The 15,881-nt window shown below is 65.6% G+C and carries 16 protein-coding genes; 7 read left to right on the forward strand and 9 right to left on the reverse strand.

The window, feature by feature from the left end:
- Positions 1-11: 11 nt before the first annotated feature.
- The 5 genes from NYR55_RS03095 to panB form a co-directional block, all read right to left on the reverse strand.
- Positions 12-212 carry a sulfurtransferase TusA family protein gene (locus NYR55_RS03095; RefSeq protein ID WP_260019778.1) on the reverse strand — a complete coding sequence of 67 codons (201 nt, stop codon included), beginning with the start codon at positions 210-212 and terminating at the stop codon, positions 12-14.
- On the reverse strand, positions 209-1,570 hold the full coding sequence (gene der / locus NYR55_RS03100) for a ribosome biogenesis GTPase Der (protein ID WP_260019779.1): 1,362 nt from the start codon (positions 1,568-1,570) through the stop codon (positions 209-211). The genes NYR55_RS03095 and der overlap by 4 nt, the downstream gene beginning before the upstream one ends.
- A gap of 22 nt (positions 1,571-1,592) precedes the next feature.
- A complete protein-coding gene (locus NYR55_RS03105; protein ID WP_260019780.1) occupies positions 1,593-2,921 on the reverse strand; it encodes a PQQ-binding-like beta-propeller repeat protein in 1,329 nt (442 codons plus the stop codon).
- Positions 2,918-3,667, reverse strand: coding sequence for a tetratricopeptide repeat protein (locus tag NYR55_RS03110; protein WP_260019781.1), 750 nt, complete (start codon positions 3,665-3,667; stop codon positions 2,918-2,920). The genes NYR55_RS03105 and NYR55_RS03110 overlap by 4 nt, the downstream gene beginning before the upstream one ends.
- Before the next feature lie 73 nt (positions 3,668-3,740).
- Complete coding sequence (gene panB, locus NYR55_RS03115) at positions 3,741-4,607, reverse strand: 3-methyl-2-oxobutanoate hydroxymethyltransferase (RefSeq protein ID WP_260019782.1); 867 nt, start codon at positions 4,605-4,607, stop codon at positions 3,741-3,743.
- A 124-nt stretch (positions 4,608-4,731) separates the two neighbouring features.
- On the opposite strand from panB, the gene NYR55_RS03120 reads away from it, so the two are divergent.
- Entirely contained in the window at positions 4,732-5,148 is a 417-nt protein-coding gene (locus tag NYR55_RS03120; protein ID WP_260019783.1) for a hypothetical protein, read from the forward strand.
- A gap of 2 nt (positions 5,149-5,150) precedes the next feature.
- On the forward strand, positions 5,151-5,369 hold the full coding sequence (locus tag NYR55_RS03125) for a helix-turn-helix transcriptional regulator (RefSeq protein ID WP_260019784.1): 219 nt from the start codon (positions 5,151-5,153) through the stop codon (positions 5,367-5,369).
- 9 nt (positions 5,370-5,378) lie between these two features.
- Here the strand turns inward: NYR55_RS03125 and NYR55_RS03130 are convergent, their stop codons facing one another.
- From NYR55_RS03130 to NYR55_RS03140, 3 genes are all read right to left on the reverse strand, one after another.
- Positions 5,379-5,816 carry a sugar transporter gene (locus NYR55_RS03130; protein WP_260019785.1) on the reverse strand — a complete coding sequence of 146 codons (438 nt, stop codon included), beginning with the start codon at positions 5,814-5,816 and terminating at the stop codon, positions 5,379-5,381.
- Between the two features lie 79 nt (positions 5,817-5,895).
- Positions 5,896-6,246: an arsenate reductase gene (locus NYR55_RS03135; RefSeq protein WP_260019786.1), complete on the reverse strand. Its 351-nt coding sequence runs from the start codon at positions 6,244-6,246 to the stop codon at positions 5,896-5,898.
- Positions 6,247-6,320: 74 nt separating this feature from the next.
- Entirely contained in the window at positions 6,321-6,764 is a 444-nt protein-coding gene (locus NYR55_RS03140) for a hypothetical protein (RefSeq protein WP_260019787.1), read from the reverse strand.
- A gap of 83 nt (positions 6,765-6,847) precedes the next feature.
- On the opposite strand from NYR55_RS03140, the gene NYR55_RS03145 reads away from it, so the two are divergent.
- Positions 6,848-7,378: a cytochrome b gene (locus tag NYR55_RS03145; RefSeq protein ID WP_260019788.1), complete on the forward strand. Its 531-nt coding sequence runs from the start codon at positions 6,848-6,850 to the stop codon at positions 7,376-7,378.
- A gap of 98 nt (positions 7,379-7,476) precedes the next feature.
- On the forward strand, positions 7,477-9,531 hold the full coding sequence (locus tag NYR55_RS03150) for a TonB-dependent receptor (protein WP_260019789.1): 2,055 nt from the start codon (positions 7,477-7,479) through the stop codon (positions 9,529-9,531).
- Here NYR55_RS03150 and NYR55_RS03155 read toward each other — a convergent pair.
- Positions 9,528-11,228: a class I adenylate-forming enzyme family protein gene (locus NYR55_RS03155; RefSeq protein WP_260021534.1), complete on the reverse strand. Its 1,701-nt coding sequence runs from the start codon at positions 11,226-11,228 to the stop codon at positions 9,528-9,530. The two genes, NYR55_RS03150 and NYR55_RS03155, sit on opposite strands and share 4 nt — an antisense overlap.
- A 237-nt stretch (positions 11,229-11,465) precedes the next feature.
- Here NYR55_RS03155 and NYR55_RS03160 point away from each other — a divergent pair, with 237 nt between their 5' ends.
- Genes NYR55_RS03160 through NYR55_RS03170 form a run of 3 tightly spaced genes read left to right on the forward strand, consistent with a single transcriptional unit; the run spans position 11,466 to position 15,877 of the window.
- Positions 11,466-13,505, forward strand: coding sequence for a 3-hydroxyacyl-CoA dehydrogenase NAD-binding domain-containing protein (locus tag NYR55_RS03160; RefSeq protein WP_260019790.1), 2,040 nt, complete (start codon positions 11,466-11,468; stop codon positions 13,503-13,505).
- Between the two features lie 43 nt (positions 13,506-13,548).
- Positions 13,549-14,733 (forward strand): acyl-CoA dehydrogenase family protein, encoded by a 1,185-nt coding sequence (locus NYR55_RS03165; RefSeq protein WP_260019791.1) that lies wholly within the window; start codon positions 13,549-13,551, stop codon positions 14,731-14,733.
- A gap of 31 nt (positions 14,734-14,764) precedes the next feature.
- Positions 14,765-15,877: an acyl-CoA dehydrogenase gene (locus NYR55_RS03170; RefSeq protein ID WP_260019792.1), complete on the forward strand. Its 1,113-nt coding sequence runs from the start codon at positions 14,765-14,767 to the stop codon at positions 15,875-15,877.
- Positions 15,878-15,881 lie beyond the last annotated feature (4 nt).

A 15,881-nucleotide genomic window follows, 5' to 3' on the forward strand; every position in this document is an offset into this window, starting at 1 on the left:
AGGGCAACGGATCAGGGCAGGCGGAAATGCCCGGTTGCGATCTTTTCAACTGCATGGCCATGCTGATTGGCGACCAGCCGGATCTCGCCCTCTGCCGCGGGATCGTCGGCTTCGATCTCGATGGGCGGGGTCATGCCGTCGCGCAGCGCACGGCTTAGCCGGATCGCGGGCCACGGACAGCGCAGCCCGCGCGCGTCGATCCGGTGGGTCATCCCTTGTCGTCGAACGGGTTCTTCGGCGCGCGCAGCGATAGGCGCACCGGCACGGCACCAAAGCCGAATTCGCGGCGCAGGCCATTGACCAGATAGCGGCGATAGCTTTCCGGCAACTGATCGACACGCGTCCCGAACAGCACGAACGCCGGGGGGCGCGTCTTGTTCTGGGTGATGTAGCGCGGCTTGATCCGGCGGCCGCCCGGTGCAGGCGGCGGGTTGGCATCGATCGCCCGTTCGAACCAGCGGTTAAGCTGGCCGGTGGAGACGCGGCGCGACCATGCCTCACGCGTTTCGAACGCCACCTTGATCAGCGTATCGATACCCTTGCCCGTCACTGCCGACACGGTCAGCAGCGGAATACCCTTTGCCTGTGCCAGCCCCTCGTCCAGCGCAGCCTTCACCCCGTTGAACAGGCTGGAGGCATCGTCCGCCACGTCCCATTTGTTCAGGGCGATGATCAGCGCGCGTCCTTCCTGAAGCACGCGGTCCGCGATCTTCAGATCCTGAAGCTCCAGCCCCTTGGTCGCGTCGAGCAGCAGCACGACGACCTCGGCAAAATCGATCGCCCGCAGCGCATCGGCAACGGACAGCTTTTCCAGCTTTTCCTGAACCCGCGCCTTTTTGCGCATTCCCGCCGTGTCGATCAGGCGAACCGGCCGCCCCTGCCATGACCAGTCCACGGCAATGGAATCGCGCGTAATCCCTGCCTCCGGCCCGGTGATCAGGCGGTCCTCGCCCAGGATGCGGTTGATCAGCGTGGATTTGCCGGCGTTCGGGCGGCCGACGATCGCCAGCTTCAGCGGCGCGGAATCGGGATCTTCCGGCTCCTCCGGCTCGCCATCCTCGTCCGGCCGCTCGCAATAGGGGCGCAGCGCCTCGAACAGGTCGACCACGCCTTCGCCATGTTCGGCGGACATCGGGATCGGGTCGCCAATGCCCAGCGCCATCGCCTCGATCACGCCGGATTCGCCTGCTCGCCCCTCCGCCTTGTTGGCGATCAGCACGACGGGGGTGTCGGACACGCGCAACCAGCGCGCGATTTCCTCGTCCAGCGGGGTCAGGCCGGCACGGGCATCGATCATGAACAGGGCGACATCGGCATCGCGCACCGCCGCCTCGGTCTGCGCGCGCATCCGGCCGGGAAGCGTTGCCGCATCCTCGGTTTCATAGCCCGCGGTGTCCATGACCATGAAGTCGAGACCAAGCAGGCTCGCCTCGCCCTCACGCCGGTCGCGGGTCACGCCCGGCTGATCATCGACGAGCGCCAGCCGTTTGCCCACCAGCCGGTTGAACAGCGTGGACTTGCCGACATTGGGCCGACCGATGATGGCCACGACGGGCAAAAGATGCGCCATGATTGCTGCCTTTGCGCCGGGTTCAGCGCCAGGCGGTCAGGCGACCGTCATCGGACAGGGTGTACAGGGTGTCGCCGGCGACGACGGGCTGCAGGGTATATCCGCCCTTGTCCGCTTCGGTCGTCGAAATCACGCTGCCGTCCGTGGGTGACACCTGCGCCATTTCGCCGCGCGAATTGAGCAGGATCAGGCGACCGCCGGCCAGCACCGGCCCGACCCAGTTGACCGGTCCCTTGCGGCTTTTTTCGTTGCGATACCGCTGAAGCTGCGTGATCCAGCGGACCTTGCCATTGGCCCGCGCAACGGCGGCCAGACGCGCCTCGCTGGTCACGACGAAAATCCATTCGCCGGCAACCCAGGGCGTGGCGATGCCGCCGATATTCTGTTCCCACAACCGCTGGCCGTTCAGGATTTCGACGGCGACCATCCGCCCGCCCTGCCCGACCGCATAAACGCGGCCCTGATCGATCACTGGTTCGGCATCGATATCGACCAGTGCCGAAACCGACGTGGAAATCGTGGTGCGCGAAAGCGTGTCGGCCCAAAGCGAGCGGCCGTTTTCATAGCGATAGGCGTTCAGTTCGCCGGAGGAAAAGCCGGTGACGACCGTTCCCTGCGCTACGGCAGGCGCAGCCACGCCGAACACGCCCTGCGGCTCAAGCGACCCGGCCTGCGTCCACACGACGGAGCCATCCGCCTGCGACAGGGCGAACAGCTGATTGTCCTGGCTGAGCGCATAGACATTGCCATTGGCCAGCGTCGGTGCACCGCGCAGCGGGCCGCCCGGCTTGGACCGCCAGACCTGGGCGCCATTGGTGGCATCCATCGCCACCACTTCGCCGATACCGTTGGTCGCATAGACGCGGCCGCCATCGACGCTCACGCCGCCGCCAAAGCGCGACCGCTTGTTGGCATCCTCGGTCGAGGTCTGCTGCGACCAGACCTTGGTACCCGTATCCGCGGCAAAGGCGTGCACCACGGCATCGCTGTCCATCACATACAGACGGCCATCCACCACAACCGGCGCGGCGGCCAGACGGACGAACTTGGTCGTGCCGGGAATCGTGACCGACCAAGCGCGGGTCAGGCTCTGACCCAATGCCGGGTGGCCCATCGACTTGGACGCATTGCCGCCCGGCTGATTCCAGGACGCGTTGGTCGCCGCGGGCGGCACAAGTATCTCGATGGCGGCAATCGTCGGATCGGCCTTCACCTCATTCTCGCTGACCAGAATGGGGACGCGCTGGCCCACCACCGGCGTCCGCTTCTTGCCCTTGCCGCCGAAAACGCCGCAGCCGCTCAACAGCGCCAGCGCCGTCGCCGCAAGCAGAACCTTGCCCGTCATCTTCATTTCGCGTTCTTTTCCTCGGACTGGGTGGGAGCGGCCGGCGCATCGCCTTCGGCCTTTTGGGCGGCGCTCTGGTCGATGGCATCGACGCCCAATAGCCCCGCCATCTGAACCGCGCGTTGCCGGATGGTTTCCGGCACATCCTCGGACTTGGCCAGTTCGCCAAAGATACGCCCCGCCTCTGCCTCTCGCTTCATGCTCATCAGCGCGATCGCGGTCAGTTCGCCGGCGGTGCCGAAATAGGGGCTTTCCTTGGTCGCCATCGGTTTCAGCCGGTTGATGACCTGATCCGGGCTCAGCGTGTCATATTCGGCCAGCGTCTGACGCAGCAGGGCAAGGTTGCGCACCGCCTCTGGCTGATCCGTATCGTTGGCCACTGCGGCAAACTTTGCCGCCGCGCCCTTCAGGTCATTCTTGGCCAGCATGATGTCGGCCTGGGTGAACACCGCCGCAAAGCGATAGCCATCGACATTCGATCCGGCCAATTCCGCCAACGGCTTGGTCGCCTCGTCCGCCTTGCCCTTGGCCAGCGAATCGAGCGCCTTGCTGAGCTCGACGCCCTGTTCCGCCGCCTGGGTCGATTGATAATGCTGCCACCACAGCCAGCCGCCAAAGGCGGCCAGGCTCAGCACCACGACGGCAATGATGATCTTGCCCCAACGACGGAAAATGGCGGCGGCCTGCTCGCGCCGCAGCTCTTCGTCCACTTCGCGCAGGAAAGCGTCATTATTCTGAGGTGTCAGCGCCAAGTGATGCTCCATAACGTCGGGAATGCCCGGTGGCGGCGGACCTTAGCCGCGCGGACCGCCAAACGAAAGCCGCTCAATCCTTTGGTCGGTAAATCTGTTCCTCGCCGGGAAAACGGCGGGCCCGGACATCGGCGGCATAGCCTTCAACGGCGGCGGAAATGCGGCCGGCGACATCGTCGAACCGCTTTACGAAACGGGGAACGCGGTCGAACATGCCCAGCATATCCTCGGCCACCAGCACCTGGCCATCGCATTGGGCCGATGCGCCGATGCCGATCGTCGGGCACGCAATGTCGCGGGTGATGTCGATGGCGATCGATTCCATCACCCCTTCGATCACCACCGCAAAGGCACCGGCATCGGCCACCGCCTGAGCATCACCCGTGATTTTGGCCGCTTCCGCTGCACTGCGACCGCGCGCACCATAGCCGCCGAGCAGGTTCACCGCCTGAGGCGTCAAGCCGACATGACCCATTACCGGGATACCCCGTTCGGTCAGGAACCGCACCGTCGGGGCCATGGCCACCCCGCCCTCAAGCTTCACCGCCGCCGCACCCGTTTCCTTCATCAGCCGCGCTGCGCTGGCAAAGGCCTGTTCGGGGGATGCTTCATAACTGCCGAACGGCATGTCGATGACGACCAGCGCGTGATAGCTGCCGCGCACCACCGCTGCCCCATGAGCCGCCATCATGTCCAGCGTGACCGGGACGGTCGAGGGCAAGCCATAGATCACCTGCCCCAGGCTGTCGCCGACCAGCAGCATGTCGCAATGCGGATCGAGCAGCTGAGCCATGCGCACCGTATAGGCAGTGAGCATGACGAGCGGTTCGGCATCCGGCCCCTTGCGCTTGCGGATCGCGGGCACCGTCAACCGCTTCATCGGGGCCGGCGTCGGATTGGCGCGGCTGGTTGCCGTGTCGATCGTGAAGGTCGTGGACATGGCCCGCGCCTTAGGCGGCATTGCGACCGCCGCCAAGGGATGAGCGCCGGTAACGTTATTTCCGATTGACTTCATGTTAGATATATATAACATCGCGTGTTATAAGTTGAACATGGAGGGTGAAATGTCGTTTCGGGAAAAGCTGGCCTGGGTGTCCCTGGTCAGCACCGTTATCGTCTGGGGCGGCTTCTTCCTCTATCTGCTGGGCAGCCCGCACAGTGCGCGCGGCATGGCGATGATCGGGCCGTTCATCCTGGCCGTGTTGGTGCAGGTGGCGGTGATGATCGCGATGACCGCCTATTGGTCGATCCGCGCGCCGGACGAGGCAAGCGCCCCGGCCGATGAGCGGGAAAAGGCGATCGGCAACCGCGCGACGGCAACCGCCTATCTGGTGCTGGTCGTCGGGCTGGTGGCGACCATCGTCGGTCTGCACATCGGGTTGCACGGGCCGGACGTCATCTTTGCGCTGGCCGGGGCGTTCATCCTGGCCGAGGCGGTTCGGTATGGCAGCGCCGCCATCGCCTTTCGCCGGGGCGTCTGAGCATGGCCGACCAGCCGCGCCTGTCCAACCATATCCGCACGCTGCGCTTCATGGCCGGCGAAATGACGCAGGCCGAACTGGGCGAGCGGATCGGCGTGACGCGCCAGACGATCGCCGCCATCGAACAGGGCCGGTATTCCCCCACCCTGGAAGCAGCGTTCCGCATCGCCGAAGTGTTCGGCAAGCCGCTGGAGGAGGTCTTTCACTGGCGCGCAGATTAGGCTCCGGCGCTATTTCAGAAAGCCGCGACGAGCCGCAGATCGTGCCAACCAGATCGACGCCAGCGCTACGGCCAGGATGAAGGCCGGAAATGCCGCAGCAGTCACCACGCCCTTGACCGCAATCAGATCGGTGGCGACCAGCGCCCAGCCCATCGAAAACACGACCCCGATTGCGGAGATAATGAACAAGCCAAGCGCAATCCGGCGACCAAGCAGCAGCGCCACGGCGCCGAACGACCCGCCCCATACCGCGGTGCCATAGGCCCAGAGCTGCCATGCCGGCCGTGCATCCATCAGCATCCGGTCATAATCAGGCATGGCCGCCCTTTCCTCCGGACCGACAGTGATATCCATGTAAAAGGCCATGACGCCGAACAGATTCCAGACCAGCAGGATTGCTGCCGTCAGCCAGAACCAGGCCGGTGCCCGCGATGCGACCTTGATCATGCTGCATTCTCCCCTCTCCGTTCCCCTGCGCGCAGCATAACCTCAGGGCGGCGCGTTGCCGAGGGGGATGAATCGGTCGTCAGCCGTTCAGCGCAGCGATTGCCGCCGCGTCGAACCCCACGATCAGGCCGCCAGGATGCTCGATCACCGGCCGCTTGATGGTGGAGGGGTGGGCCAGCATGATCGCAATGGCGCGCTCTGCATCCAGCCCTTCGCGCTCTGCGTCCGGCAGCTTGCGAAAGGTCGTGCCCGCCCGGTTCAGCAGCGTTTCCCAGCCCCTCGCCGCGACCCATTGCCGCAGATGGTCCTCAGGAACGCCTGCTTTCTTGTAATCGTGAAAATCATGGGCAGTGCCCTGCGCGTTCAGCGCCGACCGCGCCTTTTTAACAGTGTTGCAGTTGGGGATGCCATACAGGGTGATGTCAGTCATTGTGGGATACAGGCCCTTTCGCCCAATTGTCTGGTGATCGTCGAAGCGGGCGCGCTGGCCCTATTGCACTGGCCCTATTTCGGTCCGCCATCGTCGCAGCGGACCCGCACTGCCGTCGCACCGTCGATGGTGGTGGCCAGCCGGTCGTCGCCGCGCAGTTCGAGCGTGAAATGCCGTCCCTGCGTCATGCCCTCTGCCTCCACCGCGGCATCCACTTCGATCCGGCGGGGATCGGGCCGGCCGACGGCATCGACCTTGGCCACGCTTTCGTAAAAGCGCAGTCCGTCCGCCGCGACGGTCAAGCGCATTTCGCTGACATCCTGGGCGCAGGCGCGTGCATCGCTGTCCCACATCCCCTGAAAGGCATCGGGAATCTGAGGAGAAAGCGCAGCCGCGGCGGGCGGCGCGGGTGTCGCTTCATTGGCAGCGGGATCAACCCCATTATCGGCAGCGGGCGTTCCGCCGTCACACGCGGCAAGCGGCAGGATCAGGGCGATGAGCAGAGGATGGATACGCATGACGTCATCTCTAACGGGCAAGCCGCGTCATTGCCACCGCATCGGCGCTTTACCGGGACCCCGTCGCCGTGCATCATCGCACGATGTCGATCGCAACCGCCCGTTATGGCTCCGTCGCCCGCGCCTTTCACTGGGCGATTGCCGTGGCGATCCTGATCAACCTGCCACTCGGCCTGTTCGGCGATGCGATCCAGCAGGTGACCGGGCCGGTGATGCCGACGCACAAGTCGATCGGCCTGACCGTGCTGGCGCTCAGCATTGCGCGGCTGGTCTGGCGGCTGGGCCACCCTGCCCCGCCCGAACCTGCCGGCATGGGCGCGCTGGAGCGCCGCGTTGCGCCCGTCATTCACTGGGCGCTCTATGCGCTGATGATCCTGGTGCCGTTGACGGGTTATGCCATGTCGTCGGCGGGCAATCGGCCGCTCGACTGGTTCGGCCTGTTCCCGGTCGCCAAGCTGCCCGTCACCCGCGATACCCTGTTGTACGAATTGTCGCATGAGGGGCACGAGATTCTGGGCCTGACGCTGGGTGCGCTGGCCATCGGCCATATCCTGGCGGCGCTGCGTCATCATTTCATTCTGAAGGATGGCGTGCTTCGCCGCATGATCGGTTGACCCGGTAGCGCCGGTTGGCGCTTGCCAAACCGCCGCCGCGCAATCCATGGGGCATTCCGTCCCAGCCCCGCCCCGTGCGGCATCGAACAGGCCCTGTCATGCTTACCCTGCTTCTTACCGCCCCTGCCCTGGCGATCGGTTCGCCGGAGGCTGCACCGCAGCCCGCAGATCAGGATATCGTCGTCACCGGGCGCGGCCTGCGCCTGGACGAGCGCGACAGCGATGCGGAAACGACCATCGACCGGGGCCGGATCGAGGCGACGGCCAGCGGGCGGCTGGAGGATGCGCTGGCCGATATTGCCGGGCTGCAATCCTTTCGCCGTGCCGATTCGCGATCGGCCAATCCGACGGCACAGGGGATCACACTGCGCGGGCTTGGCGGCAATGCGGCCAGCCGGGCGCTGCTGATCCTGGACGGCGTGCCGCAGGCCGACCCGTTCGGCGGGTGGATCGCCTTTCCCGCCTATGCCAGCGACCGGATTGGCGCGATCCGGGTGACGCGCGGCGGCGGCAGCGGCACCTGGGGCTCCGGTGCGATCGGCGGCGTGATCGAGATGGAAAGCGCGGCACCCGATCAGCTTTCGTCCCTGACCACCGACATCGCCTATGGCGAGCGCAATGCCGTGGATGCCAGCGCCAGCGCATTGCTGCGCGGTGGCACCGGCTTTGCCACCCTGTCCGCGGCCTATGCGCGCGGGGACGGCTTTATCCCGATTGTCGAGGATCAGCGGGGACCAGTGGACCGCGCCGCGCCGTTCGAACAGGCCAACGTCGCGCTGCGCGGCGTGATCGCCGTTGTGCCATCCGTCGAACTGCAAAGCACGGTTCAGGCCTTTATCGACCGGCGCGACCGGGGACTGGATTTCACCGCGATCGGCAGCGACGGGGCGGATGCCAGCCTGCGCCTGGTCGGCCGGGGTGCATGGCGATGGTCCGCGCTCGCCTATTTGCAGACGCGGCGCTTTTCCAGCCAGTTTGCCAGCGTCAATGATGCGCGCACCACCGTGACGCAGACGCTGGATCAGGCGAATACGCCGGCCACCGGCCTTGGCGGTCGCATTGAAATCCTGCCCCCGCTGGGCGATGCCGTCACGCTGGCGCTGGGTGCCGATGTCCGCTCGATCGACGGCGAGACGCAGGAACTGTTCACCTATGTCGCCGGGTCGCCGACGCGCCGCCGCGTTGCCGGTGGGCGGACGCAGACGCTGGGCGGTTTCGTCACGCTGGGCGCGCGCCTTGGCCCGGTCCGGATCGAGGGCGATGCCCGCATCGATGGCTGGTGGATCGAAAACGGGCGGCTGACCGAACGTACGCTGGGCACAACCGGCCCGGCGCTGACCGACACGCGGTTCGCCGACCGGTCGGGCACGCAGACGACGGGCCGGATCGGCCTTGCCTGGCTGCCGGTCGAGGCCGTCACGCTGCGCACCGCGGCGTATCGCGCATGGCGTTTGCCGACCCCGAATGAGCTGTATCGCCCGTTTCGTGCGGGCGCCGACGCGACGGCCGCCAACGCGCTGCTTGATCCCGAAGTGCTGGAGGGCGTGGAAGCCGGGATCGACCTTCGCCCCGCGGCGGGGGTGACATTGTCGGCCACCGCCTTTTCCAACCGGCTCGATAACGCCATCGCCAATGTGACGGTGGCGCGCGGGCCGGGCAATTTCCCGGGCGTCGGGTTCGTGTCGGCCGCCGGTTTTTATCGCCGCCGCGACAATCTGGACGCGATTGAAAGCCGGGGGGTGGAGGTGGACGCCAGCGCCCGGTTCGGCGCATTCGGCGCCCGGCTATCCTATGCCTATGTCGATGCGGAGGTCCGCGGGGCGGACCTGTCGGCGCCGCTGGATGGCCTGGCCCCGGCACAGGTGCCGCCGCATCAGTTCAGCGGCACGATCAGCTGGCAGCGCGGCGGGGCGATGATATCGACAACGCTGCGCCATGTCGCCGCGGCGTTCGAGGATGATCAGAACAGCCGCTCGCTTGATGCGGCAACGACGGTGGACGCGGTGGTCGACGTGCCGCTGCTGCCCAGCCTGAGCCTGAGGCTGCGGGGCGAAAACCTGTTCGACGCGTTGGTGCCAACGGGCTTCAGCGGCGCGGCGCTGGAACGGGCGCGTCCCCGCCAGCTCTGGGCCGGATTTACCGCACGGCTTTAGGCGGCGGCCGGCGCAAAAAGGCCGCGCAGTTCCGTTTTCAGGATCTTGCCCTGCGCATTGCGGGGCAGGACATCGTCGACAAAGCGGATCGCCACCGGCACCTTGAACCCGGCCAGATGCTGACGCACCCAAGCCTGAAGCTCCGCCTCGCTTGCGGTGCATCCGGGGCACAGGTGCACGACCGCTGCCGGTTCCTCGCCAAGCGTCCGGTGCGGCACGCCGACCAGCGCGCAGTCGGTGACGGCCGGATGGGCATACAGCACGCTTTCCACCTCGGTCGAATAGATGTTCTCACCGCCCCGGATGACGATATCCTTGGCCCGGTCCACGATGTAGCAGAACCCATCGGCATCCAGCCGGGCAAGATCGCCGGTGCGCACCCAGCCATCGACAAAGGTTTCGGCCGTCGCCTCCGGCTTGTTCCAATATCCCTTTACGATCATCGGGCCACGCGCCCACAGCTCGCCGACTTCGCCCACCGGCAGTTCGGCGCTGCCGTCCGGGGCCATGATCTTGAGGTCCGCGACGGCAACCGGCAGGCCGCAACTGTCCGGCCGGGCCAGATATTCCTCCCCCTGATGATTGGTCACCGTCGCCATCGTTTCGGTCATGCCCCAGCCATTGCCGGGCAGCGCGCCGAATTCGGCATGGATGCGGCGGACCAGTTCGGGCGCGGCAGGCGCCCCGCCATAGGAAATGCCCTCCAGCGTGGAGAGATCATATCGGTCGCGGTCAGGATGTTCCAGCAACTGCCATGCGATGGTCGGCACGCCGCCCGTCGCGTGGATCCGCTCCCGCTCGATCAGGGCCAGCGCCTCGCCTGCATCCCATTTGCGCATCATCACGATGGTGCCGCCCAGCGCCATATTCGCCATCAGGAACGCCGAACAGGCGGTGACATGGAATAGCGGGATGACGAGCAGGCCGGTCTTTGGCTCCGGCACCGGCGGCGGCACTTCGCCCCGACGCAGCATTGCGCGGGCCGCCGAATAAAAGGTGGAATGGATGTTGGTCAGGATGTTGCGATGCGTGCCCAGCGCCCCCTTTGGCGCGCCGGTGGTGCCGCTGGTGTAAAAGATGGTGGCGTCGTCATCGGGGTGAAGATCGGCCAACGGCAACGGAACATCGGGCAACGCCGCCCAGTCGTTCGGCGCACCGATCAGGGTTTCCATCGCCAGTTCGCCATGGACCAGCGGATCCTTGGCACGGGTGACGATGACGTGGGTCAGATCCGGGCAGTGCGCATAATGCGGGGCAAGCACGCGGTGCCGCCGACCGTCGGTAATCGCGACCTTTGCCCCGCAATCCGTCAGGCCATATTCCAGCTCGGTCCCCGTCCACCAAGCGTTGAGCGGCACGGCGACACCGCCGATGGCCGTCACGGCAAAGAAGATGGCGATCCATTCGGGCAGGTTGCGCATGACAAAGGCGACCCGGTCGCCCTTTTCCACGCCCATCGCCTTCAATTGCGTGGCCAGATGGGCAGAGGCGCGGAACATCGCGTCATAGGTGACCCGTTCGTCATTCAGGATCGCACATTCCCGCGCGCCATGGCTGCGCGAAAAATGCAGCAGCATCGGCAGCGATGGCGGGCATTGTTTCCACACGCGCGTTTCCACGCCGCGGATCACCTCCGTCGCCATCTCGAACTTCTGACCCGGCGCAGTCAGCAGTGCGCGGACCTGATCCAGCGACATGCGGGGCCAGCCATCGGGAATCGCAATCGGCGTTTCGGAATGCACGGCACGCTCTCCACTTCATTGCCAGTCCATCGGGCCGATGGGCGTTTTCGCCCTATCAACCCAAGGCTAGTGTTGATTTTAGGCAAGCTCAAGGCGATAGATGATGCAACTTCGCAGTTGGCGCGACACGCCCTTTCGAATTCGGGGTATGCTGACGCTACGGACTGCGGGACCTTTGACCGGAGAGCGTGCATGACCACCGAATCATCCCCCATCACCCAGGAACGGCATGGCGATGTGCTGGTGCTGTGGTCCGACAATCCGCCGGTGAACGCCCTTGGCGCGGCGGTGCGGATCGGCCTGGCCGAAGGGATCGAGGCGGCAGCGGCCGACGATGGGGTAAAGGCGGTGATCATCGCCTGTCGCGGCAAGACGTTTTTCGCCGGTGCCGACATCACCGAATTCACCAAGCCGCCGGTCCAGCCCCTGTTGCCCGAACTGGTCGACCGGATCGAGGCGCTGGACAAGCCGGTGATCGCGGCGATCCACGGAACGGCGCTTGGCGGCGGCTGCGAAGTTGCGCTGGCCAGCCATTACCGGATCGCCGTCCCTTCGGCCAAGCTGGGTACGCCAGAGGTCAAGCTGGGCCTGTTGCCCGGTGCCGGCGGCACGCAGCGGCTGCCGCGTGCGGCGGGCGTTGAACTTGCCCTGGAAATGGTGACGAAGGGTGATCCGATCTCGGCCGGCGATGCGCACAAGGCGGGGCTGGTCGATCTGCTGGCGGGCGAGGACAGCCTTATCGCCGATGCCCTGGCGCTGGCCAATGAGGTCAAGGACGTGCGCCCGATCCCGCGGGTTTCCGAAAATCCGCTGGCGCACGACCCGGCGGTGTTCGAGGGCTTTCGCAAGGCCAATGCCCGGCGCTTCCGCGGCCTGGATGCGCCAGAGGCGAACATCGCCTGTGTCGAGGCGGCGACCAAGATGCCCTATGCCGAGGGTGTGCAGATCGAACGCCAGTCGTTCATGAAGCTGATGTTCGGCGTGCAGTCGGCGGCGCTGCGCCACATCTTCTTTGCCGAGCGCAAGGCATCAAAGATCGACGGCATTGCCGAGGATATCGCCCTGCGCCCGGTGAACCGCGTCGGCGTGATCGGCGCAGGCACGATGGGCGGCGGCATTTCGATGAACTTCCTGTCCGCCGGCATCCCGGTGACCATCGTGGAAATGCAGCAGGACGCGCTGGATCGCGGCACGGGCACGATGCGCAAGAATTACGAGGCGACCGCCGCCAAGGGCCGGATGACCGCCGAACAGGTGGAAGGCGCAATGGGCCTGTTGAAGCCCAGCCTGTCGCTGGAAGACCTGGCCGATTGCGACCTGATCATCGAGGCCGTGTATGAAAACATGGACGTGAAGAAGGACATTTTCGGCAAGCTGGACCGGATTGCCAAGCCGGGCGCGATCCTAGCCAGCAACACCAGCTATCTGGACGTCAACGAGATTGCGGCCAGCACGTCGCGGCCGCAGGATGTGCTGGGCCTGCACTTCTTTTCCCCCGCCAATATCATGAAGCTGCTGGAGGTCGTGCGCGGCGACAAGACGGCGGACGATGTGCTGGCAACGGCGATGGCGGTGGCCAAGAAGATCCGCAAGGTGGCGGTCGTCGCCGGCGTCTGTCACGGCTTTATCGGCAACCGGATGCTGATGCCGCGCCAGATCGAGGCCAACCGCCTGTTGCTGGAAGGCGCGACGCCGGAACAGATCGACCGGGTCCATGTCGAATTCGGCATGCCGATGGGGCCGTTTCAGATGGCCGACCTGGCAGGCGTCGATATCGGCTGGCACCGCGACCCGACCCGGATCGAGGATATTCGCGACCAATTGTGCGCCGAGGAACGCTGGGGCCAGAAAAAAGGCGCCGGGTTCTATGACTATGACGACAAGCGCAATCCGTCGCCCAGCCCGCGCGTTGCCGAGATCATTCAGGAATGGCGCGACAAGACCGGCACGCCGCAGCACGACGTGACCGATGAGGAAATTGTCGAGCGGACACTGTATCCGATGGTGAACGAAGGCGCGCTGATCCTGGCCGAGGGCAAGGCGCAGCGGGCGTCGGACATCGATGTCGTCTGGGTCTATGGCTATGGCTGGCCCCCCTATCGCGGCGGACCGATGTTCTGGGCCGATCTGGAGGGCGCGAAAAAGATCGTCGCCGGCATGGAAAAGCATGGCTTCGAGATCGCCCCGCTGCTGCGCGAAAAGGCGGAGAAGGGCGAGCGGTTCAATCGCTGAGGTATCGCCCATCCCCCTGCAGGATATGACCGGGAGACTGTCCATGACCGACCTGACCCAGTTCCGCGCCGATACTCGTGCCTGGCTGGAGGCGAATTGTCCGGCGGAAATGCGTGCGCCCGTGCGATCCGAAAAGGATATCTGCTGGGGCGGCCGCCGCGCGGTTTATCAGCCGGGTCAGCGGGAATGGCTGGATGCGATGGCCGCGCGCGGCTGGACCGTGCCGGACTGGCCGACCGAATATGGCGGCGGGGGCCTGTCGCCCGCAGAGGCCAAGGTGCTCCGCGAGGAAATGGCTGCGCTGAACTGCCGACTGCCGCTGCGCAGTTTCGGCATATCCATGCTTGGCCCGGCGCTGCTGAAATACGGGACCGAGGCGCAAAAGCTGGAGCACCTGCCCAAAATCGCGCGCGGTGAAATCCGGTGGTGCCAGGGATATTCGGAGCCGAACGCGGGCAGCGACCTGGCCGGCCTTGCCACCAGCGCGGAGGATGCGGGCGATCATTTCATCGTCAACGGACAAAAGGTGTGGACCAGCTATGCCGATCAGGCGGACTGGATTTTCTGCCTGGTTCGCACGTCTCGGGACAGCAAGCAGGGCGGCATCAGTTTCGTCCTGTTCGACATGGACACGCCGGGCGTTTCGACCAAGCCCATCCTGCTGATCAGCGGCAATTCGCCATTCTGCGAAACCTTTTTCGACAATGTGCGCGTGCCAAAGGCCAATCTGGTCGGCGCGCTGAACAAGGGATGGGACGTCGCCAAATATCTGCTGGGCCATGAGCGGGAGATGATTTCCGGCATGGGCCTGGGCCAGTCGGGCGGCGACGACCCGCTGATCGCCGGGGCGATCGCGACCATCGGGCTGGACGATCGCGGGCGGCTGGCCGATCCGCTGCTGCGGGCGGCCATCGCCGAGTTCCGGGTGCGGACCCATGCCTTTTCCGCCATGTCCGAACGCTTCATCGACGAGCTGAAGGCTGGGCGCGCTCACCCTGCCCAGCCGAGCATGATGAAATATGTCGGTACCGAGCTGAACAAGCGGCGGCAGGAACTGGTGATGTCGGCCGGCGGCAGCGACGCGCTGGAATGGGAAAGCGAGCGATCGGCAGGCGGCGCAAAGGCGCGGGGCTGGCTGCGCAGCAAGGCCAATTCGATCGAGGGCGGCACCAGCGAGATTCAGCTGAACATCGTCGCCAAGCGGATACTGGAATTGCCCGGCGCCTGATCCGGGCGACGGGATGCACGGGAACTGATCCATGCCGTTGTTTCTGAACGAAGAACAGGCGATGCTCGCCGATACCGCACGCCAGTTCGTTAGCGAAACCGCGCCGGTCAGTCACCTTCGGGCGCTGCGCGATGCACAGGATGCGACCGGCTTTTCCCGCGATCTGTGGCGGCAGTTCGGTGAGATGGGCTTTGCCGGGATGCTGGTGCCGGAGGCGCAGGGCGGATTGGGCCTGGGCCATGTCGAGGCGGGCGTGGTGCTGGAGGAAATCGGGCGGAATCTGACGCCCTCCCCCTTTCTGACCACTGCGGTTGCCGCGGTCGAGGCGATGAAAGGCTCGGCGCACGCGGATCGCTGGTTTCCCGGCATCGTGGCGGGGGAGACCGTGGCTGCCATCGCCGTGGACGAAGGGGCAAAGTTCACAGGGCGGGTCGCCATGCGCGCCGAACGATCGGGCAACGGCTTTCGCCTGAAGGGCACCAAGCAGTTTGTCCACCACGCCCATGCCGCCGACCTGCTGCTGATCGCCGCTACCACGGCGGAGGACGCGGCGCCGACGCTGTTCGTGGTCGATCCAAAGGCGGCGGGACTGACCATCGACCCCCAACGGCTTGCCGATGCCAGCCTGGCCAGCCGCCTGACGCTGGACGGAGTCGAGGTGGATGCGGACGCGGTGGTGGGCGAAGTGGATGACGATCGACCGCTTCGTCGCCTGCTCGCCGCCGGCCGCGCCGGTGCCTCTGCCGAGCTGATCGGTGTGGGCGGAGGGGCGATGGACATGACCGTCGACTATCTGAAGCAGCGCAAGCAGTTCGGCACCCTGATCGGCAGTTTTCAGGCGCTTCAGCACCGCGCGGCACATCTTTACGCCGAGATGGAAGTAGCGCGGGCCGCGGTGCTGAAAGCGCAGCAGCTGCTCGACACCGGGTCGGACGAGTCGGAAAACGCCATCGCCGTTGCCAAGGCAATGACCGGCATGGCAACCACCCTGTCGGTGCAGGAGGCGGTTCAGATGCATGGCGGCATTGGCATGACCGACGAATATGATGTCGGCTTTTTCATGAAGCGCGCCCGCGTGCTGGCCGAATTGTTCGGCGATGCGAATTTCCATGCCAATGCCCTTGCCGAGGCTGAGGGATATTGAACAT

Origin of the sequence: Sphingomonas sp. BGYR3 (assembly GCF_025153455.1) — a bacterium.
Lineage (GTDB): Bacteria > Pseudomonadota > Alphaproteobacteria > Sphingomonadales > Sphingomonadaceae > Sphingomonas.